The organism is Kitasatospora sp. NPDC023176, from assembly GCF_055560495.1.
This window is the reverse complement of record NZ_JBVHIP010000026.1, coordinates 43742-63080: the sequence shown is the minus strand read 5'-3', so window position 1 is coordinate 63080 and position 19339 is coordinate 43742. Positions and strand designations below refer to the sequence as shown.

At 73.3% G+C, this 19339-nt stretch carries 19 protein-coding genes; 6 read left to right on the top strand and 13 right to left on the bottom strand.

The genetic code is table 11. From position 1 onward, the window contains the following. Positions 1-105: 105 nt before the first annotated feature. Entirely contained in the window at positions 106-1503 is a 1398-nt protein-coding gene (locus ACZ3YL_RS29465; RefSeq protein ID WP_465660405.1) for a hypothetical protein, read from the top strand. Positions 1504-1575: 72 nt separating this feature from the next. Here ACZ3YL_RS29465 and ACZ3YL_RS29460 read toward each other — a convergent pair whose 3' ends face one another. Then, complete coding sequence (locus ACZ3YL_RS29460; protein ID WP_465660404.1) at positions 1576-2103, bottom strand: hypothetical protein; 528 nt, start codon at positions 2101-2103, stop codon at positions 1576-1578. A 155-nt stretch (positions 2104-2258) separates the two neighbouring features. Here ACZ3YL_RS29460 and ACZ3YL_RS29455 point away from each other — a divergent pair, with 155 nt between their 5' ends. Next, on the top strand, positions 2259-2933 hold the full coding sequence (locus ACZ3YL_RS29455; RefSeq protein ID WP_465660403.1) for a PhzF family phenazine biosynthesis protein: 675 nt from the start codon (positions 2259-2261) through the stop codon (positions 2931-2933). Here the strand turns inward: ACZ3YL_RS29455 and ACZ3YL_RS29450 are convergent. The 4 genes from ACZ3YL_RS29450 to ACZ3YL_RS29435 all read right to left on the bottom strand — a co-directional run bounded on the left by ACZ3YL_RS29450 (position 2903) and on the right by ACZ3YL_RS29435 (position 6209). After that, positions 2903-3520 (bottom strand): VanZ family protein, encoded by a 618-nt coding sequence (locus ACZ3YL_RS29450; RefSeq protein WP_317621391.1) that lies wholly within the window; start codon positions 3518-3520, stop codon positions 2903-2905. The two genes, ACZ3YL_RS29455 and ACZ3YL_RS29450, sit on opposite strands and share 31 nt — an antisense overlap. 103 nt (positions 3521-3623) lie before the next feature. Continuing rightward, a complete protein-coding gene (locus ACZ3YL_RS29445) occupies positions 3624-3944 on the bottom strand; it encodes a hypothetical protein (protein WP_188308555.1) in 321 nt (106 codons plus the stop codon). Further along, positions 3941-5479, bottom strand: a complete 1539-nt coding sequence (locus tag ACZ3YL_RS29440; RefSeq protein WP_188308556.1) for an ATP-binding protein — start codon at positions 5477-5479, stop codon at positions 3941-3943. Before ACZ3YL_RS29440 ends, ACZ3YL_RS29445 begins: the two co-directional genes overlap by 4 nt. Before the next feature lie 52 nt (positions 5480-5531). Then, positions 5532-6209, bottom strand: a complete 678-nt coding sequence (locus ACZ3YL_RS29435) for a response regulator (protein WP_188308557.1) — start codon at positions 6207-6209, stop codon at positions 5532-5534. 355 nt (positions 6210-6564) lie between these two features. Between ACZ3YL_RS29435 and ACZ3YL_RS29430 the strand changes: the two genes are divergently transcribed. Then, positions 6565-7458, top strand: coding sequence for a SigE family RNA polymerase sigma factor (locus ACZ3YL_RS29430; protein ID WP_411293077.1), 894 nt, complete (start codon positions 6565-6567; stop codon positions 7456-7458). A gap of 185 nt (positions 7459-7643) precedes the next feature. On the opposite strand, the gene ACZ3YL_RS29425 is transcribed toward ACZ3YL_RS29430, so the two are convergent. The 5 genes from ACZ3YL_RS29425 to deoC form a co-directional block, all read right to left on the bottom strand. Further along, complete coding sequence (locus tag ACZ3YL_RS29425; protein WP_465660402.1) at positions 7644-8282, bottom strand: ATP-binding protein; 639 nt, start codon at positions 8280-8282, stop codon at positions 7644-7646. Positions 8283-8329: 47 nt separating this feature from the next. Continuing rightward, positions 8330-8737 carry a hypothetical protein gene (locus ACZ3YL_RS29420; RefSeq protein WP_465660401.1) on the bottom strand — a complete coding sequence of 136 codons (408 nt, stop codon included), beginning with the start codon at positions 8735-8737 and terminating at the stop codon, positions 8330-8332. A gap of 214 nt (positions 8738-8951) precedes the next feature. Then, on the bottom strand, positions 8952-9857 hold the full coding sequence (locus tag ACZ3YL_RS29415) for an aldehyde dehydrogenase family protein (protein ID WP_465660400.1): 906 nt from the start codon (positions 9855-9857) through the stop codon (positions 8952-8954). Beyond that, entirely contained in the window at positions 9850-11346 is a 1497-nt protein-coding gene (locus ACZ3YL_RS29410; RefSeq protein WP_188308559.1) for an aldehyde dehydrogenase family protein, read from the bottom strand. Before ACZ3YL_RS29410 ends, ACZ3YL_RS29415 begins: the two co-directional genes overlap by 8 nt. A 5-nt stretch (positions 11347-11351) precedes the next feature. Next, the gene (deoC, locus tag ACZ3YL_RS29405; protein ID WP_188308560.1) at positions 11352-12338 is read right to left on the bottom strand and encodes a deoxyribose-phosphate aldolase; all 987 of its coding nucleotides are present in this window, start codon (positions 12336-12338) and stop codon (positions 11352-11354) included. Positions 12339-12516: 178 nt separating this feature from the next. Here deoC and ACZ3YL_RS29400 point away from each other — a divergent pair, with 178 nt between their 5' ends. Continuing rightward, positions 12517-13197, top strand: a complete 681-nt coding sequence (locus tag ACZ3YL_RS29400) for a PH domain-containing protein (protein ID WP_188308561.1) — start codon at positions 12517-12519, stop codon at positions 13195-13197. Positions 13198-13307: 110 nt separating this feature from the next. Here ACZ3YL_RS29400 and ACZ3YL_RS29395 read toward each other — a convergent pair whose 3' ends face one another. From ACZ3YL_RS29395 to ACZ3YL_RS29385, 3 genes are all read right to left on the bottom strand, one after another. Continuing rightward, positions 13308-15026, bottom strand: a complete 1719-nt coding sequence (locus tag ACZ3YL_RS29395; RefSeq protein ID WP_465660399.1) for a phospho-sugar mutase — start codon at positions 15024-15026, stop codon at positions 13308-13310. Between the two features lie 164 nt (positions 15027-15190). Continuing rightward, on the bottom strand, positions 15191-16012 hold the full coding sequence (locus tag ACZ3YL_RS29390) for a purine-nucleoside phosphorylase (RefSeq protein WP_188308563.1): 822 nt from the start codon (positions 16010-16012) through the stop codon (positions 15191-15193). A gap of 147 nt (positions 16013-16159) precedes the next feature. Beyond that, positions 16160-16597 carry a gamma-glutamylcyclotransferase family protein gene (locus ACZ3YL_RS29385; RefSeq protein ID WP_188308564.1) on the bottom strand — a complete coding sequence of 146 codons (438 nt, stop codon included), beginning with the start codon at positions 16595-16597 and terminating at the stop codon, positions 16160-16162. Positions 16598-16693: 96 nt separating this feature from the next. On the opposite strand from ACZ3YL_RS29385, the gene ACZ3YL_RS29380 reads away from it, so the two are divergent. Both ACZ3YL_RS29380 and ACZ3YL_RS29375 read left to right on the top strand, forming a co-directional pair. Next, complete coding sequence (locus ACZ3YL_RS29380) at positions 16694-18145, top strand: NAD(P)H-quinone dehydrogenase (RefSeq protein ID WP_188308565.1); 1452 nt, start codon at positions 16694-16696, stop codon at positions 18143-18145. Between the two features lie 236 nt (positions 18146-18381). Then, entirely contained in the window at positions 18382-19338 is a 957-nt protein-coding gene (locus ACZ3YL_RS29375) for a DeoR/GlpR family DNA-binding transcription regulator (RefSeq protein WP_465660438.1), read from the top strand. The last annotated feature ends 1 nt before the right edge of the window (position 19339 follow it).

Below are 19339 nucleotides of genomic sequence, written 5' to 3'. Positions count from 1 at the left end.
TGGTGGGGGGCATTCCGGCGGCGCCTTCACGGCCTCAATAGGCCCCTCACGCCTGCGATTTCGCACCTTTATCGGGCTACGCCCGAATTCTCCCGTGAGGTTCCGTTGCGCAATCAGCCCCGCAGACTCCTCGCCGCGGCCGCCGCTGCCGCCCTGGCCTCCGGCGTCGCCCTGGCCTCGGCCCCGGCCGCCCTCGCGGCCCCGACGGCCGGCCCGACGGCTCCCACCCCCGGCCCGCACGGCTGGGCCTCGCCGGTCATGATCACCACGAGCGGCTTCCCGACCACGGTCAGGGCGGGCACCTCGGTCGAGTTCACCTCGACCCTCAAGAACACCGCCGACCACCAGATGGACGTGACGACCGACTTCGGCGTCGCGGCGGCCGGCAGCGGCCTCAAGCAGAGCCAGCTCAAGCTGGAGTACCAGCGCCCCGGCGGCGCGCAGTGGCAGGACGCCAGGACGGACAACACCGGAACCGGCGGAGTCTGGGCGCTGGACGAGTTCGCCACCCAGCTGCACCTGGCGGCCGGCGCCGAAGCCACCTACCGGCTGCGGCTGACCTTCGCCGCCGACGCCGCCCCCGGCTCGGCCGGCGCGGCCCTCAGCGCGGTGGCCTCGGACCCGACCCTGCCCCCGGAGCAGCGCACCACCCGGGCCTCCGGCGGCACCCCGAACTTCACCATCGAGAGCAGCACCCCGACCACCCCGGCCCCGGTCGGGCTCCCGGACGTGAAGATCGAGGGCCTGCCCGCCTCCTTCACCGCCGGTGGTGAGGCGAAGCCGTTCAAGGCCGTCTACGGCAACCACACCGGCACCGACCTCCGGGTCGTCCCGGCGATCGTGTTCCAGGGCGAGGGCATGATCCGCGCGGACATGGTCAGGCTCGAGTTCCAGACCCGGACGGGCGAGTGGATCGCCGGGACCCCGGAATGGCACGACCTCCCCGGCACCCAGCTGGACGTCGAACTGCGCAGCGGCAACAAGGACGCCGACGTCATCGCGCTGCCGAACGGCGAGACCCGTACGGTCAACCTGCGGCTCGCCTGGACCAAGGACGCCCCCGCGGCGGCCGAGTCGGTGTTCGCCGACGGGTACAGCCTGGCCGGCCCGGGCGGGACCGAGCGCGGCACCTCCAGCCCGAAGGCCGACTTCAGGATCGAGGCCGCCGCGGGCGCCACCGGCACCCCGGCTCCGGCTCCGTCCACCACCGCCCCGGTCACCCCGGTCACCCCGGTCACCACCGACCGGTCCACCGTCGCCGCCGTCCCGGCCGCGCAGGTGACCACCGCTGCGCCGAGCCCGGCCGCCGACACCGCGCAGACCACCCGCACCGTGCAGGCCGCCGCGGCCCCGCCCGCCGCCGCCGAGACCGGGCTGGCCTCCACCGGCGGCGGTTCCTCGTCCGCCCCGATGGCGATCACCGGCGCGACCGCCATCGCCCTCGGCGTCGGCATCCTGGTCGTGGCGCGCCGCCGCAAGGGCGCGCAGGGCGCCGGGAACTGACCCCGGACAGCAGGAGGCCCGTCCGTCCCCGTTCGAAGGCGGGGGCGGACGGGCCGTCCGGTGTTCCGGGGCTCAGCCGGCCGGCTGCTGCGGCGGCTGCGGCGGGGCGGGCTGGGCGTACGGGTTGTCCGCCACCGGCTGGGCCGGCGCGCCCGGCTGGTACGGCACGGCACCCTGCGGCGGCACCGGCTGGCCGGGCTGGCCCGGCTGCGGCGCGTTCGGGTTGAACGCGGCCGCGTTGGGGTTGTACGGCGCGTTCGGGTTGTACGGCGCGTTCGGGTTGAACGCCCCGGCCGGCGGGGTCGGCTGGTTCTTCGCGTTGCTGCGCTCGACGACGGCCTTCACCGTGGCGACGATCATCGCGACCGGCAGGATCAGCGCCTGGAAGAAGATCCGGTAGGTGCCGCCCTCGAAGACGAACGCGAGGTAGTAGGCGTACCCGGCGAACGCGAGGCCGACCACGACGTTGAGGATGCGCAGGCCGACCTTCAACCCGGCGAGCGGCAGCACGCCGAGGACCACCATGATGACGCCGCTGAGCGCCAGCAGGACGACGTACCAGGAGAAAACGGGTTCGGCGCTGAAGTCGAGATTGTTCAAGGGGGGTTTCCTGTGGGAGGAGAAAAACGACGGGAACCGTCCGGGGACGAGAGCGCACAGTACTGGAGGCGACCGACATCCGTCGTCGCCTTTTCATCACGGTGTCGTTGCGCTGTGTCGGAGCAGCGCCGGAACGGTAATTGACAAGGTGGGAAATGACTGGCCATGAGGTGCTACGGGTCTTCTGCGGACCGGACGGGCGGCACGGCAATGAGCTCGGCGTGGTGCGCGACGGCGCCGCCCTGCCGGAGCGGGCGGACCGGCAGGCCTTCGCCCGCGAACTCGGCTTCAGCGAGACGGTGTTCGTCGACGACCCGGAGCGCGGGGAGATCGACATCTACACCCCGGGTGTGCGCCTGCCCTTCGCCGGCCACCCGTGCGTGGGCGCCGCCTGGCTGCTCGGCGCGGACCGGCTGGTCACCGCGGCCGGTGTGGTGACGGTGCGGCGCGAGGGCGGGCTGACCCTGATCGGGGCCCGGCCCGAGTGGGCCCCGGGGCGCACCCTGCGGCAGTACGGCTCGGCGGCCGAGGTGGAGGCGCTGGAGGTGCCGCCGCCGGGGGAGTGGATCTACGCCTGGGCCTGGCAGGACGAGGCGGCCGGCAGGGTCCGGGCGCGGGCCTTCCCCGGCCGGGGCGACGGGATCGACGAGGACGAGGCGACCGGCGCGGCGGCCCTGCTGCTGGCCGCACGGCTCGGGCGGGCGCTGACGATCACCCAGGGCCGGGGTTCGCAGCTGCTGGCCGGCCCGCGTCCGGACGGGCTGGTGGAGGTCGGCGGCCGGGTGGAGGCGGCGCCGGGTCAGCGGACGGGCGGGGTCGGTTCCGCGTAGGCGCGCGGACGGGCCGCGGGCGCGACCGTCACCGTCGGGGTGACGGTCGCGGCCACCGCCGGGACGGTCAGGACGGCGATCCGCGGGGTCCGGGGCTTGGCGCGGTGGTCCCGCAGCAGTCGGCGCAGGCCGGGGACGAGGGCGAGGTGGGTGATCATCACGCCGAGCACGGCGAACAGTATGTGGTCCACGTTGAGCACGTGCCCGGGCGTCCAGGAGGAGAGGAACTCCAGACCGGTCGCCAGCAGGGCGGAGGCACCGGTGGTGCGCAGGAAGGACGGCAGCCAGGGGGCCCGGAGCCGGCCGCCGGCCAGCGGGAGCAGGAGGCCCAGCGGGGCGAGCAGCAGGAACTCGCCGACCACCTGCCAGGCGGTGGAGGAGCGGAGCGAGGCCAGCGGCGTCAGGTTGGCGTCGTACACCCAGGCCACCGGCAGCGGTCTGAGCACCAGCCAGAGCGCCAGCGTCAGGTGGAGGGCCAGGCCCGCCACTCCTGCCAGCCGGAAGGGACGGTGGACGCCCGCCGCCGGCCTGGTCTCGGTCCGTGCGCCGGAACGCTCGTCGCGTGTCCTGGTGCCATCTCGCTGCACGGGGGGGAGGACGTGGGCCGGTGGCGCGGCGGTTCCACACCCGGGCGTGAACATTCCGGGCCGCGCCCCGTTCCCCCCGTCCCAGCGGCCCGGCTGGCCGCGCCTACCGGCAGGGCGAGGCCGTCGGCACCGCGCTGAAGGCGTTGTCCGGCGGCGGTGAGCCCGGTGCCACCGGGGTGGGCGAGGGGCTCGGGCTCGCACTCGTCTTGGCCGCGCCGCGGGCCGGGGTGGCGGTCGGGGCCGGTCCGGGCGGGGTGGCCAGCGCGGTCGGTATGTGCGGGGCGCTCGGGCAGGCCGTCCGGCTGGCGGGAGCGCCGGCGTCGACCGGCACGGCGGTCGGCCGGATGCCGCAGCCGGTGGCCAGCGCGAGCAGCAGCAGTGCGCCGGCGGTGCGGCGCAGGGTGGTGCGGGTGGGGGAGGTCACATGGCGTCCTTGTGCTCGTCGTCGCCGGCCTGGCCGCGCGCGGCCCCGCCCGCGGACGGCGGCGGCTGGGTCAGCGGCAGGGTCAGGGTGAACACCGCGCCGACCTCCCCGTTCGCCGCCGTGATCGTCCCCCCGTGGATCTGGGCGTTGGCCATCGCGATGGACAGCCCCAGACCGCTGCCCTCCGAGCGGGCCCGCCCGCGGTCGGCCTTGTAGAAGCGGTCGAAGACGTGCGGCAGCACGTCCTCGGGGATGCCGGGGCCGCTGTCGGAGACCTCGACCACGACCGAGTCGTCGGTCTGCCGGACCTTGACCCGCACCGGCGAGCCGCCGTGCTTGAGGGCGTTGCCGATCAGGTTGGCGAAGACCACGTCGAGCCGGCGCGGGTCGACCACGGCCAGGATGCCGCGCGGGGCGTCCAGTTCGACCGCGTCGTACCAGGCCCGGCCGTCGATGCAGGACATGATCAGGTCGGCGACGTCCACCTCGTCGGCGACCAGCCTGGCGGTGCCGGCGTCGAAGCGGGTGACCTCCATCAGGTTCTCCACCAGGTCGGACAGCCGCCGGGTCTCGCTCACCACGAGCCGGACGGCCGGCTCGATCATCGGGTCCAGCGACTCGGCCTCGTCCTCCAGGATGTCGGTCACCGCGGTCATCGCGGTCAGCGGGGTGCGCAGCTCGTGCGACATGTCGGCGACGAACCGCCGGCTCTGCGCCTCGCGCGCGCTCAGCTCCTCGACCTGTTCGTGCAGCGATTCCGCGGCCCGGTTGAAGGTCCGTGCGAGGTCGGCGAGTTCGTCCGAGCCGTCGACCTCCAGCCGGGTGTCCAGGTGGCCCTCGCCGAGCCGCTTGGCGGCCTCGCCGAGCCGCTTGACCGGCCGCAGCACGGTCGCCGAGGCGGCCTGGGCGAGCAGGGCCGAGCCGATCAGCGCGAGCAGGGTCGCGATGGCCAGCGACCAGCCGAGCGTGTTGAGGTCGGCCCGCTCGTTCTCCAGCGACTTGAACATGTACGCCGTCGGCCCGTTCGGCACCACCTTGGTGCCGCCGATCACGAACGGGCGGCCCGCCAGGTTCTGCCGCTGCCAGTACAGGTGGTACGGGTACGGGTTGTTCTCGGTGACCTCGCGCGGCTTGGCGACGGTGGACTGCAGCGGCGCCGGGACGTCGGCCAGGGTGAACTTCGCCGGGTCGGAGGAGGCCGGGCACTCGGGGTGCGCCGGGTCGACCACGACCACGTCGTAACTCAGCCCGGAGCTCGCCACGTTGGAGGCCAGCGTGGCGAGCTCCGGACAGCTGGCGTTCAGCGGCAGGTCGGAGACGTTGCGGCTGAGCGAGACCCGGAAGTCGTTCAGCGCGGTGTCCTGGGCGCGCTTGAGCACCGCGTCGCGGTTCAGCCAGTACGCGATGCCGGAGGCCGAGACGGCGGCGAGCAGCGCGACGGCCGCGAACACCGCGATCAGCCGCACCCGCAGGGAGCGCAGCCGCCGCCACGGGCCGGACGGGAACCGCCGGGCAGTCTGCTGATGGTCAGTCACAAGAGCCTGTCGTGTGCGGGAGTTCGGGGACGAAGCCGGGAGCGGGCCGGGGTCAGGAGGGCGGGTCCAGCCGGTAACCCACGCCGCGGACGGTGCGGATCAGGGTCGGCGCGGACGGCACGTCCTCGACCTTGGCCCGCAGCCGCTGCACACAGGCGTCGACCAGGCGGGAGTCGCCGAGGTAGTCGTGCTCCCAGACCAGCCGCAGCAGCTGCTGGCGGGAGAGCGCCTGGCCGGGGCGGCGGCTGAGTTCCAGCAGCAGCCGCAGCTCGGTCGGGGTGAGCTGGAGGTCCTGGCCGTCCTTGGTGACGGTCATCGCGGCCCGGTCGATCACCACGCTTCCGTAGGCGGAGGAGTCCGAGCTCTCCCGCTCGCCGCGCCGCAGCACGGCGCGGATCCGGGCGTCCAGCACGCGTGGCTGGACCGGCTTCACCACGTAGTCGTCGGCGCCGGACTCCAGCCCCACCACCACGTCGATGTCGTCCGAGCGCGCGGTGAGCAGGATGATCGGCAGCTGGTCGGTGCGGCGGATCCGACGGCAGACCTCGAAGCCGTCGATTCCGGGCAGCATGACGTCCAGCACGATCAGGTCGGGCCGCTGCTCCTTGAAGAGCCTCAGTCCGTCTTCGCCGGAGGCGGCGGTGGCCACACGGTGGCCCTGGCGGGTGAGGGCGAGTTCGAGGCCGGTCCGGATGGCGTCGTCGTCCTCGATCAGTAGGAGGAAAGGCACGGCCCCATTTTGGCCCACCGGAAGCGCTGAATCACCCCCCGGACCGGTCACTGACCGTATGGGAACCGGAACGACGGCCACCGGCGTCCGGTACGGAGGGAGATGGAACGGGACGAAGGGCCCACCCCTGTGACACCCCTGTGACAGTCGGCGGACAGCGCCATCACAACCGGCGGGCAGGATTTTCCATGTCGCCGCAGGACAGCGGGCCGCAAGGGCCGGCTGGAGGGCGGCAACAGGAACCGCTCGTACCGAACCAAGGGGGCGCACGATGAACGCCATGCTTCAGACCCGGACCAACCCGGCTGTCCGCACCGCGCGTTCCGCAGCGACCACCCACCGGACCCGGTACGAGATCAGGACCGACGAGAACTCCGGTGCCGTGACCGTACGGGGGTGCGCGCACAGCACCGGTGGAAACCCTGTCGCCCGCCGGGTGAGCGGCGGCGGCAGGACGGGGGAGCTGTACGGGATCGGCCGACCGGGGAGTGCGGCCGACTCCGCCACCACCCTCACGCTGCGGGGGATCCTCCCCGTCCGCGTCGAGGGTACGGACGCCCGGGGGGGCGACCGGGGGAACAACGGCCTGCGGACGGTCGGTTCGGGGGAACCGACCGGCCGCGAGGCCGCCGGTGCGACGCTGCTGCGGCTGAACCCCGCACCGGCCCGCACCACCGAGGCGGGACAGGGAGACGCGCAGGGGGAGCACCCGGCCGTCGCGGAGGACCACATCACGGAGTTCACCGCGTACGTGCGCGAGCGCCGCGCCTCCCTGTACGCCACGGCGTACCACCTCACCGGTGACCGCTACGAGGCCGAGGACCTGCTGCAGAGCGCGCTCTTCAGCACCTACCGCGCCTGGGGCCGGATCACCGACAAGGCCGCGGTCGGGGGCTACCTCCGCCGCACCATGACCAACCTGCACATCTCCGCCTGGCGGCGCCGCAAGGTCAACGAGTACCCGACCGAGGAGCTGCCGGAGACGGCCGGCGACACCGACGCGATGGGCGGCACCGAGCTGCGCGCCGTGCTCTGGCAGGCGCTGGCGAAGCTGCCGGAGAACCAGCGGACCATGCTGGTGCTGCGGTACTACGAGGGCAAGACCGACCCGGAGATCGCCGACGTGCTGGGGATCAGCGTCGGTACGGTCAAGAGCAGCATCTGGCGCGCGCTGCGCCGGCTGCGCGACGACGAGCACCTGAACAAGTCGGGCGACACCGCCCGGGCGTTCGGCGAGCTGGTCGCGTAGGGATCGGGGACAGGACTCCCGTCGGGGGACGGGTAGCGGACGGTTACGGTTCGGGGGCGCCGGCTCGGGGGAGCGGTGTCCGTGGGGAGCCGACGCCGTTCGGAAGGCGACGGGCCCGGTGCGGGGGAGACGCACCGGGCCCGTCGTCGTTCGTCCGTTCCGGGGCGGCTCGGAGCGCCGACGGCTCAGACCGCCGACAGCTCCCGCGGCCCGGCCGCCGCGCGGACCCGCCGCTCGGCCTCCGCCCCGGCGCACGGGTGGGAGCCCAGCTCGACCTGCCGCCCGACGATGGCCCGCTCGGCCCGCATCAGCCGCAGGCCCCGGCGCAGCAGCACCGGCAGCGACTTGCGGCCCTCGCGGACGTCCCGGCGCAGCCGGCGCCAGGCCGTGGTGAGCGCGCCGTTGCGCAGGCACAGGGCGTCGCCGAGCAGGCCCTCGGCCGCGCAGGCGGTGACGATCTCGGCGGCGAAGATGCCCTCGGCGATGAACGCGGTCGCGCCGGCCAGGTCCAGGGTGCGGGTGGAGATCCGGCCGTTGTCCGGGATCGAGTACACCGGCACCTCGGTGCGCCCGTGCCCGTGGAGCGCGCGGATGGCGGCGACGGCCTGGTCGCGGTGCCAGGCGAGCGGGGAGTCCCAGTCGACGGCGCCGTCGGGCAGCCGGGGGAGGGTGGGGTCGTCCCCGTCCTTGTAGAAGTCGTCCAGCTGGAGCACCGGCAGGCCGCTGCGTTCGGCCAGCGAGGACTTCCCCGATCCGGAGGGCCCGGAGAGCAGGATCACCCGGGCGTGGGCTGTCGGCGCGGGATTCATGGGGGAGTCACTCACGGGACACCAGTCTGACGCATCCGGGCCGGTTGCCGAAACCGGCCGGCTCACACCTGCTGGGATTCGGGGTCGGCGAGGGCGACGTGGATCACCGGCAGGTAGCGGCTGTCGGCCTGGAGGTACACCGGGCGGCCGCCGCCGGGCGGCTGGTAGCCGGTGGCGGCCCAGTCCTGGGAGTGCCAGGTGTCGGGCTCGGGCTCGTGGAAGGTGCCCCCGGTGGGCAGTTCGACCGGGCCGGCCCCACTGGTGCGGAAGGTGACCGCGGCGGCACCCGGGGTGATGACCAACTTCCCGTTGACGTAGGCGCGTTGCCAGCCGGGCCGGTCGGACCGGGCGGAACAGGGCACCCGGACGGCCTTTCCGGCGGCCAGCCGCCGGCGGACCCGGGCCACGTGCCACCTGCGGACGAACCCGTCCGCGAGCAGCGGCATCAGCTCGGCGATCAACTCTCCCACGGTGCCCCCTCGGTGGTGTCGGTACCGGGAATTCTGGTCCGGACGCACACGCACGGCGAGCGCCGAAAGTCGGCGGGCACGGTGACGAAAGTCGACGGACCCGCGCCAGGGGGGGGAGAGGCGCGGGTCCGTCCAATGACCGTCCGGGCCCTGGGGGGGAGAGGGCACTGGGGACGGCCAGTCTGTGGAGTTGTGACGCGGGTTCGACGGAGGGTCAGATCCCCATCGGGTGCCAGACCGTCTTCGTCTCCAGGAAGGAGAGTAGCCGGTCGGTACCGGGCGCATCGGTCCAGTCCCGGGCGAACGGGTCCAGCTCCGGACGGACCACCCGCTTGAGGGTATCCGCGGCGGCGGCCTCCAGGGCGGCCGCCGCGCCGGGGCCGTCGGCGGCGATCGCGCCGGTGAGGTCCAGCGCGTTGACGTCCTGGTGCGAGGCCAGGGTGGGGGCGATGTCCGCGGTCCGGCCCGAGATGATGTTGACCACGCCGCCGGGGACGTCCGAGGTGGCCAGCACCTCGCCCAGGGACAGCGCGGGCAGCGGGGCGTCCGCGGCGGCCGCGACCACGACCGTGTTGCCGGTGGCGATCGCCGGGGCGATCACCGAGACCAGGCCGAGCAGCGAGTGCCCGTACCCGGCCTGCGGGGCGACGATCCCGACCACGCCGGTCGGCTCCGGGGTGGAGAGGTTGAAGTACGGCCCGGCCACCGGGTTGGCGCCGCCCGCGATCTGGGCGACCTTGTCCGTCCAGCCCGCGTACCAGACCCAGCGGTCGATCGCGGCGTCCACCAGCGCGGCGGCCTTCTTCGGGCCGATGCCCTCGGAGAGGGACACCTCGGCGGCGAACTGCTCGCGCCGGCCCTGGAGCATCTCGGCCACCCGGTACAGCACCTGGCCGCGGTTGTACGCGGTGGTGCCGGCCCAGCCCTTGACCGCCGCGCGGGCGGCCAGGACGGCGTCCCGGGCGTCCTTGCGGGTGCCCAGCGGGGCGTTGGCGATCCACTCGCCCTTTGCGTCGGTCACCTCGTACACCCGCCCGCTCTCGGAGCGCGGGAACTTCCCGCCGACGTACAGCTTGTAGGTCTTGAGGACGTCAAGACGCGCGAAGGTCGTGTCAGACATCTCGGGCCTCGACATTCAGGTAGGACTCCAGACCGTGGCGGCCACCTTCGCGGCCGTAACCCGACTCCTTGTAGCCGCCGAACGGCGAGGTCGGGTCGAACTTGTTGAAGGTGTTGGCCCAGACCACGCCGGCCTTGAGCCGGTTGGCCATCCAGAGGATGCGCGAGCCCTTCTCCGTCCAGACGCCGGCGGAGAGGCCGTACGGGGTGTTGTTGGCCTTCTGGACCGCCTCTTCGGGGGTGCGGAAGGTCAGCACCGACAGCACCGGGCCGAAGATCTCCTCCTGGGCGATCCGGTGGGCCTGGCTGACGCCGGTGAACAGGGTCGGCTTGAACCAGAAGCCGGTGCCCGGGAGTTCGCACTCCGGCGACCAGCGGTCCGCGCCCTCGGCCTCGCCGGCGTCGGTCAGCTCGGTGATCCGGGCCAGCTGGGCGGCCGAGTTGATCGCACCGATGTCGGTGTTCTTGTCCAGCGGGTCGCCGACCCTCAGGGTGGCCATCCGGCGCTTCAGGGCGTCCAGCACCTCGTCCTGGACGGACTCCTGGACCAGCAGGCGCGAACCGGCGCAGCAGACGTGGCCCTGGTTGAAGAAGATGCCGTTGACGATGCCCTCGACCGCCTGGTCGATCGGCGCGTCGTCGAAGACGATGTTGGCGGCCTTGCCGCCCAGCTCCAGCGACAGCTTCTTGCGGCTGCCGGCCAGCTGCTTGGCGATCGCCCGGCCGACCGGGGTGGAGCCGGTGAAGGCGACCTTGTTGACGTCCGGGTGCGCGGTGAGCGCGGCGCCGGTGCGGCCGTCGCCGGTGACGATGTTGACGACGCCCTTCGGCAGACCGGCCTGGCGGCAGATCTCGGCGAAGCGCAGCGCGGTCAGCGGGGTGGTCTCGGCCGGCTTCAGGACGACCGTGTTGCCGGTCGCCAGCGCGGGCGCGATCTTCCACGCCAGCATCATCAGCGGGAAGTTCCACGGGATGACCTGGCCGGCCACGCCCAGCGGGCGCGGGTTGGCGCCGAAGCCGGCGTAGTCCAGCTTGTCCGCCCAGCCCGCGTAGTAGAAGAACCACGCGGCGACGGTCGGGATGTCGAAGTCGCGGGTCTCGCGGATCGGCTTGCCGTTGTCCATCGACTCCAGCACGGCCAGCTCGCGGGCGCGCTCCTGGATGATCCGGGCGATCCGGAACAGGTACTTGGCGCGCTCGCTGCCCGGCAGCGCCGACCAGTCGGCGAAGGCCTTGCGGGCGGCGGCGACGGCACGGTCCACGTCCTCGTCGGTGCCCTGGGCGAACTCGGCGAGCACCTGCTCGGTGGCCGGGTTGACCGTCTTCAGGGCCTCGCTGCCGGAGGAGTCGACGAACTGGCCGCCGATGAAGTGGCCGTACGAGGTGGCGATGTCGCCCGCGGCGGCGGGGGACTCCGGGGCCGGGGCGTAGCTGAAGAGGCCTCCGGCGGGCTTGGCCGCGGGCTCCTCGATGTACTTCTTCTTGGCCATGGTGATCAGTCCACCGTCACGTAGTCGGGGCCGGAGTAGCGGCCGGTGGCGAGCTTCTGGCGCTGCATCAGCAGGTCGTTGAGCAGGCTGGAGGCACCGAAGCGGAACCAGTGCGGGGTCAGCCAGTCGTCGCCGAGCGTCTCGTTGACCATCACCAGGTACTTCATGGCGTCCTTGGTGGTCTTGATGCCACCGGCGGGCTTCACGCCGACCTGGACGCCGGTGGCGGCGCGGAAGTCGCGGACCGCCTCCAGCATCAGCAGGGTGACCGGCGGGGTCGCGTTGACGGTGACCTTGCCGGTGGAGGTCTTGATGAAGTCGGCGCCGGCCAGCATCGCCAGCCAGGAGACCCGGCGGACGTTGTCGTAGGTCTGCAGCTCGCCGGTCTCGAAGATCACCTTGAGGTGGGCGTAGCTGCCGTCGGCGCGCTTGCACGCCTCCTTGACGGCGACGATCTCGTTGTAGACGTCGAAGTAGCGGCCGGAGAGGAAGGCGCCGCGGTCGATCACCATGTCGATCTCGTCGGCGCCCGCGGCCACCGCGTCGGCGGTGTCGGCGAGCTTGACCGGGAGGGCGGCGCGGCCGGCCGGGAAGGCGGTGGCGACCGAGGCGACCTGGATGTCGGTGCCGCGCAGGGCGTCCTTCGCGGTGGCGACCATGTCCGGGTAGACACAGATGGCGGCGACGCGCGGGGTGGTCGGGTCGGTCGGGTCGGGGGTCCTGCCCTTGGCGCACAGGGCGCGCACCTTGCCGACCGTGTCCGCGCCCTCCAGCGTGGTCAGGTCGATCATGGAGATCGCCAGGTCGATGGCGTAGGCCTTCGCCGTGGTCTTGATCGAGCGGGTACCGAGGGTGGCGGCTCGCGCCTCAAGGCCGACCTGGTCGACGCCGGGCAGGCCGTGCAGGAAGCGGCGGAGCGAGGCCTCGGACGCCGCAACGTCCGCGAGGCCGCTGCCCGCAACGCCGGGGGCATTGGCTGCAACAGTGGACATAGTCACCAGACCAGCATATCTACGCGCGTAGCCGACCGCTAGGGCGCTCACCTTTCCCACTGTCTTTCGTGGCCGGACCGAGACCTCGGGCGCCCCCGCCCGCCGGGCCGACCGGGCCCGCCATTCGTGGCCGGACCGAGACCCGCTGGTGAGGGGTGCATGGGGCAGAATCGACGCCATGACCGAATCCGACGGCAAGCCCCACCAGGGCCCGGCCGCCCCCGGCGGGGAACCCGAGTACGCGGACCGCGTGTACCGCTCCGTCCCCGGCGTGATCTCCGGAGTGTTCCTGCTGGCCGTCGCCGGCTGGCTGATCGGCGACGCGGCGCTGACCGGCACCGGCAAGACCCCGTACGTCGCGCTCGCCGCGGTGCCGGTGTTCGCCTTCCCGGTGATCGCCTACACGCTGCGCCCGGCGGTGTTCGCCAACAGCACCGCCCTGGTCGTCCGCAACCCGTGGCGCACCATCACCGCCCCCTGGGCCTCGGTCGACGCGCTGCGCGCGGGCTACTCGGTCGAGCTGCTGTCCGGCGAGAGGAAGTACCAGGTGTGGGCCGTCCCGGTGTCGCTGCGCCAGCGCAAGCGCGCCACCCGGGCCCTGAGCCGCAGCAACGCCGAGCACGCCTCCCGGACGGGCCTGGGGCTGGGCCTCGCCAGTCGTACCAACCCGGTCGTCCAGGGCTCCCCGGACCCGACCCGCGCCTGGTCCGACCAGGTGACCGACGTCCTCCAGGAGATGGCCGAGCGCTACGGCACCCGCCCCGACGCGGCCGGCCCGGTGACCGTCCGCTGGTGCTGGTGGGTCATCGCCCCGGCGCTGGCCGGCCTCGCCGCCCTGGTCACGGTGATCTCGGTCTGATCCCGGAGCGCGTGCTCCGCTCCTGCCCCAGGGGTCCCGGTGCACGGGCCCCGACGCACGAGGGCCCGCCGGTTCGGAAACCGGCGGGCCCTCTCACGTACGGCGGCGGGTCAGATCCCCGCGGCCTCGGCGAGGTCCCGCTTGACGGTGGCGAGCAGCTCGGCGGCGCGCTCGCGGGTGGCGGCCAGGTCGGCGGCGCCGGCGACCGGGAGGACGACCTCCAGGTAGCACTTGAGCTTGGGCTCGGTGCCGGAGGGGCGGACCACGATCCGGGCCGAGCGCACGGCCTCGCCGGTCAGGTAGTAGCGCAGGCCGTCGGTGGGCGGCAGCTCGGCGGAGCCGGCCGCGAGGTCGTCGGCGCGGGTGACGGCCAGCCCGGCCAGCACGGTCGGCGGCTGCTCGCGCAGCCGGCGCATGGCGTCGGCGATCAGCGAGAGGTCCTGCACCCGGACGGACAGCTGGTCGGTGGCGTGCAGGCCGTGCTCCAGCGCCAGGTCGTCCAGCAGGTCGCTCAGCGTGCGGCCGGACCGCTTGAGCGTGGCGGCGAGCTCGGCGACCAGCAGGGCGGCGGTGATGCCGTCCTTGTCCCGGACGCCCTGCGGGTCGACGCAGTAGCCGAGCGCCTCCTCGTAGCCGTAGCGCAGGCCTTCGGCGCGGGAGATCCACTTGAAGCCGGTCAGCGTCTCGGCGTAGGCCAGGCCCGCGGCCTCGGCGATCCGGCCGAGCAGGGTGGCGGAGACGATGGTGGTGGCGAAGGTGCCCTCGGCCTTCTTGGCGACCAGGGCGGAGCCCAGCAGGGCGCCCACCTCGTCGCCGCGCAGCATCCGCCAGCCGGAGGTGCCGTTGCCGCTGCCCGCCGCGTTGCCGTTGACCGGGACGGCCACCGCGCAGCGGTCCGCGTCCGGGTCGTTGGCGATCACGATGTCCGGGCCGACCGCGGCGGCGGTGCGGAAGGCGAGGTCCATCGCCCCCGGCTCCTCCGGGTTGGGGAAGGCCACGGTCGGGAAGTCCGGGTCGGGCTCGGCCTGCTCGGCGACCACGGTCGGCGCGGGGAAGCCGGCCCGGCGGAAGGCGGCGACCAGGGTGTCGCGGCCGACGCCGTGCATCGGGGTGTACACCACGTCCAGCTCGCGCGGGCTGTGCTCGTCGACGATGGTGACGGCGCGGTCCAGGTAGGCCTCGACGACGTCCTCGCCGAGCACCTCCCAGCCGTCCTCGGCGCGCGGGACGTCGTCCAGCGAGCCGATCGCGTCGATCTCGGCGGCGATCCCGGCGTCGGCCGGCGGGACGATCTGCGAGCCGTCGCCCAGGTAGACCTTGTAGCCGTTGTCCTGCGGCGGGTTGTGGCTGGCGGTGACGGTGACGCCAGCGGCCGCGCCCAGGTGGCGGACCGCGAAGGCGAGCACCGGGGTCGGCAGCGGCCGCGGCAGCAGCGCGGCGCGCAGGCCGGCCCCGACCACCACGGCGGCGGTGTCCCGGGCGAAGTCGTACGACTTGTGCCGGGCGTCGTAGCCGATCACCACGAGGTCGCCGAGGCCCTGCTTCCGCACGTACGCGACCAGGCCGGCGGCGGCCCGGATCACCACGGCGCGGTTCATCCGCATCGGGCCCGCGCCGAGTTCGCCGCGCAGGCCGGCGGTGCCGAACTGGAGGCGGTCGGAGAACCGCTCGGCGAGCTCGGACCAGGCGAGGGTGCTGTCCTCCTCGGCCTCCGGGCCCTCGGCCCGGGCCAGCAGGGCGGTCAGCTCCTCACGGGTCTGCGGGTCGGGGTCCTCGGCCAGCCAGGTCCGGGCCCGGGCGAGGAGGTCGGTCGTGGGTGCCTGCGTCATGGTGCGTGCTCCATCGGGAGTGCGTCGGGGTGTCGTCCGGAGGGTTTCGCGCGAAGGGAGGAAGAAGGGTGCGCACATGCGGACGGGGCCCGCGGGAGGGCGTGATCAGCGGATCACGCCGCCCGTGGGCCCCGTCGTTCATGATTCTGTGTGCCCGGCGGGCGTCAGATCCGCTCCAGGACCTTCGCCAGCAGCTCGCCCATGCGCTCGGCGGAGGCCTTGCCGGCCTCCAGGACCTCTTCGTGGTTGAGCGGCTCGCCGGTGATGCCGGCGGCCAGGTTGGTGACCAGGGAGATGCCGAGCACCTCGGAGCCGGCCTCGCGGGCGGCGATGGCCTCCAGGGTGGTGGACATGCCGACCAGCTCGCCGCCGATCACCCGGGCCATGTTGACCTCGGCCGGGGTCTCGTAGTGCGGGCCGCGGAACTGGACGTAGACGGCCTCGTCCAGGCTCGGGTCGATCTCACGGCACAGCTCGCGCAGGCGCTTGGAGTACAGGTCGGTGAGGTCGACGAAGTTCGCGCCGACGATCGGGGAGTCGGCGGTCAGGTTGATGTGGTCGCTGATCAGGACCGGCTGGCCCGGGGTCCAGCCCTGGCGCAGACCGCCGCAGCCGTTGGTCAGCACGATGATGCCGCAGCCGGCCGCGGCGGCGGTGCGCACGCCGTGGACGACGGTGGCCACGCCGTGGCCCTCGTAGTAGTGGTTGCGGCCCAGGAAGATCAGGGCGCGCTTGTCGCCGATCTTCACCGAGCGGATCGTGCCGGCGTGGCCGGCCACGGCGGGGGCGGGGAAGCCCGGGAGCTCGGTGACCGGGAACTCGGCCACGGTCTCGCCCAGGGCGTCGGCGGCCGGCACCCAGCCGGAGCCCATCACCAGGGCGACGTCGTGCCGCTCGGCACCGGTCAGCTCGCGCAGGCGCTCGGCGGCGGCCTGGGCGGCGGCGTAGGGGTCGGCGGAGACGACCGACTGAGGAGAAGCGTTCACGGGTCCGAGGATAGACGGCTTTCGGCTACGCGCGTAGAAAATCGGCCGCGGCTTGCCGGATCGTTACCCGGTTGACCCGAAAACACAGCTCGGTGGCGCTTTTCGGGTGACCGGCTTTGTTGATACGTACGGAAATCAGACCGGCGATCAGCACGGCCGGCGGCGCAGGTCCAGCACGTAGTCGTGCGGCGCCCCGGAGCTCTCGGCGGCGTCGGCGATCAGACCGAGGTAGCGGGCCGCCGGCAGGCCGCCCTCGTAGTCGTTGAGCACGTACGTCCAGACCTGGATGTCGCCGTCCAGGGTCTGCGCCCGCAGCTTGATCTTGCGGTAGATGCCGAGCTGGACGCCCTCCCAGCGGTCCAGGCCCTCCTCGTCCATCGGCGCGACGTCGTAGAGGGAGACGAAGACCTGCTCCTTCTCGTCCTCGACGACGGTGGCCAGCGAGCCCTCCCAGCCGAGCTGTTCGCCACCGAAGGTGAGCCGCCAGCCGTCCAGCCACCCCGTGCCGCGGTGCGGGGAGTGCGGGGCTCGGCGGGTCATCTGCCGGGCATCGAGGTTGGTGGCATACGCGGCGTAAAGGGGCATGGGTGCAGCGTAGCCCGGTCGGCGCACGGGGCGGGGCCAGTGGACGAAGCTACGAGCGCGGACCCCGTTGTGGCGCCGTTCCCGGCGTGCGGGACAATGGGGTACGTGACTCGGATCGTGATCATCGGTGGCGGACCCGGCGGCTACGAGGCGGCCCTGGTGGCCTCTCAGCTCGGCGCGGAGGTGACCGTCGTCGACCGCGACGGTCTGGGCGGATCGGCGGTGCTCACGGACTGCGTTCCGTCGAAGACCCTGATCGCGACCGCGGAGGTGATGACCACCTTCGACAGCTCGTACGAGGAACTGGGCATCACCGTCGACCAGGACGGCTCCGCCGGGCGGGAGAGCAAGGTCATCGGCGTGGACCTGGGCAAGGTCAACCGCCGCGTGAAGCGCCTGGCGATCGCGCAGTCCCACGACATCACCCAGTCCGTCACCCGCGCCGGGGTCACCGTGCTGCGCGGCCGCGGCCGGCTCGGCGCCGGCGGGCAGGCCGTGGACGGCTCCCGCGAGGTGCTGGTGGACGGCCCCGACGGCAGCGTGCAGTCGCTGCGCGCCGACGCGGTGCTGATCGCCACCGGCGCCCACCCGCGCGAGGTGCCGGACGCCCTGCCGGACGGCGAGCGGATCCTCACCTGGACCCAGGTGTACGACCTGGAGGAGCTGCCCCGCGAGCTGATCGTGGTCGGCTCCGGCGTCACCGGCGCCGAGTTCGCCGGCGCGTACCAGGCGCTCGGCTCCAAGGTCACCCTGGTCTCCAGCCGCGACCGGGTGCTGCCGGGCGAGGACCCGGACGCCGCCGAGGTGCTGGAGGACGTCTTCCGCCGCCGCGGCATGAACGTGATGAGCCGCACCCGGGCCGAGAGCGCCAAGCGGATCGGCGACCGGGTCGAGGTGACCCTCTCCGACGGCAGGGTGATCGAGGGCACCCACTGCCTGATGGCGGTCGGCTCGATCCCCAACACCGCGGAGATGGGCCTGGAGGAGGCCGGGGTCAAGCTCAACGACTGGGGCCAGATCCAGGTCGACCGGGTCTCCCGCACCAGCGCCCCGGGCGTGTACGCGGCCGGCGACTGCACCGGAGTCTTCATGCTCGCCTCGGTGGCGGCCATGCAGGGCCGGATCGCGATGTACCACGCGCTCGGTGACGCGGTGCAGCCGCTGAACCTCAAGACCGTGGCCTCCAACGTCTTCACCGACCCGGAGATCGCCACCGTCGGCTACACCGCCGCCGACGTGGAGTGCGGCAAGATGGACGCCGTCGTGGTCAAGCTGCCGCTGCGCGGCAACCCGCGGGCGAAGATGCAGGGCATCCGGGACGGCTTCGTGAAGCTGTTCTGCCGCCCGGGCACCGGCATCGTGGTCGGCGGCGTGGTCGTCGCCCCCCGGGCCAGCGAACTGATCCACCCGATCGCGCTCGCGGTGGACGCCAATCTGACGGTCGAACAGGTGGCCAGCGCGTTCACCGTCTACCCGTCCGTCTCCGGCTCGACCGCCGAGGCCGCCCGGCAGCTGCACATCCGCAAGCGGGTCGACGGCGAATCCTGAGCCCGAGGCGCACAGTTGAGGGCGGTCGCCGATCGGTGGCCGCCCTTCGCGCAGGCATGATCATCACCCGGACGGCGGGCGCAGTTCCGGGCTGTTGACGGCGCGTATTGTACGGTCACGCGCCGCTCTTGCGTGAGCAATTCCCGCTACCAGCTGCAAACGCCTGAAAGCAGACGGTCACGCAGGTTACCGTCGGTTCTGTGTTTGCAGCAGAACGTCGCCAGTTGATCCTCGAAATGGTGCGCGCCAACGGAGCCGTCTCGCTCCGGGAGTTGGCCCGCGTCGTCCAGACCTCCGAAGTGACCGTGCGCCGGGACGTGCGGGCGCTGGAGGCAGAAGGGCTCCTCGACCGCCGGCACGGCGGCGCGGTGCTCCCCGGCGGCTTCAGCCGCGAACCCGGATACCCGCAGAAGACCCACCTGTCCGCGGCGGAGAAGAGCGCCATCGCGGACCTCGCCGCCGGACTGGTGGAGGAGGGCGACGCGGTGGTGGTCGGCGCCGGCACCACCACCCAGGAACTGGCCCGTCGGCTGGCCCGGGTGCCCGGGCTGACGGTGGTCACCAACTCGTTGCTGGTCGCCCAGGCGCTGGCGCACGCCAACCGGGTCGAGGTGGTGATGACCGGCGGCACCCTGCGCGGCTCCAACTACGCCCTGGTGGGCAGTGGGGCCGAGCAGTCGCTGCAGGGGCTGCGGGTCACCAAGGCCTTCATCTCCGGCAGCGGGCTGACCGCCGACCGCGGGCTGTCGACCGCGAACATGCTGTCCGCGAGCGTGGACCGGGCCATGGTGCTGGCGGCCGCCGAGGTCATCGTCCTCGCCGACCACACCAAGCTCGGCGCGGCCGGCATGTTCCAGACCGTCGCCACCGAGACCATCACCCGGCTGGTCACCGACGAGCAGGCCACCGCCGACGACGCCACCGCCCGCGAGCTGGACGCGCTCGCCGACTGCGGGGTGCAGATCGACCTGGCGCCGCTCGGCGCCGCACCCGGCGGGGACGCCCCGGTGCACGGCACCGGCAGCGGCCCGGTGCACCAGACCCAGCCCGGCCCGCTGGGGCGCCGTCCCGGACCGCCGCCCGGCGGCGCCCCGCTGCCCGGCCAGCGCCGCCCCGGGGCGCACGGCGGGCCGGTCGGCCCGGGCGGGATGCCGGTCCGGCTGGCCGAGATGGGCCTGCCGCGCGGGCGCTGAG

Coding starts and splice junctions, on each gene's coding strand:
- ACZ3YL_RS29380 (WP_188308565.1), top strand. CDS start 16,694: ATGGGGTACGTGACTCGGATCGTGATCATCGGTGGCGGACCCGGCGGC.
- ACZ3YL_RS29455 (WP_465660403.1), top strand. CDS start 2,259: ATGACTGGCCATGAGGTGCTACGGGTCTTCTGCGGACCGGACGGGCGG.
- ACZ3YL_RS29410 (WP_188308559.1), bottom strand. CDS start 11,346: ATGGCCAAGAAGAAGTACATCGAGGAGCCCGCGGCCAAGCCCGCCGGA.
- ACZ3YL_RS29400 (WP_188308561.1), top strand. CDS start 12,517: ATGACCGAATCCGACGGCAAGCCCCACCAGGGCCCGGCCGCCCCCGGC.
- ACZ3YL_RS29395 (WP_465660399.1), bottom strand. CDS start 15,026: ATGACGCAGGCACCCACGACCGACCTCCTCGCCCGGGCCCGGACCTGG.
- ACZ3YL_RS29415 (WP_465660400.1), bottom strand. CDS start 9,857: ATGTCTGACACGACCTTCGCGCGTCTTGACGTCCTCAAGACCTACAAG.
- deoC (WP_188308560.1), bottom strand. CDS start 12,338: ATGTCCACTGTTGCAGCCAATGCCCCCGGCGTTGCGGGCAGCGGCCTC.
- ACZ3YL_RS29385 (WP_188308564.1), bottom strand. CDS start 16,597: ATGCCCCTTTACGCCGCGTATGCCACCAACCTCGATGCCCGGCAGATG.
- ACZ3YL_RS29375 (WP_465660438.1), top strand. CDS start 18,382: ATGGTGCGCGCCAACGGAGCCGTCTCGCTCCGGGAGTTGGCCCGCGTC.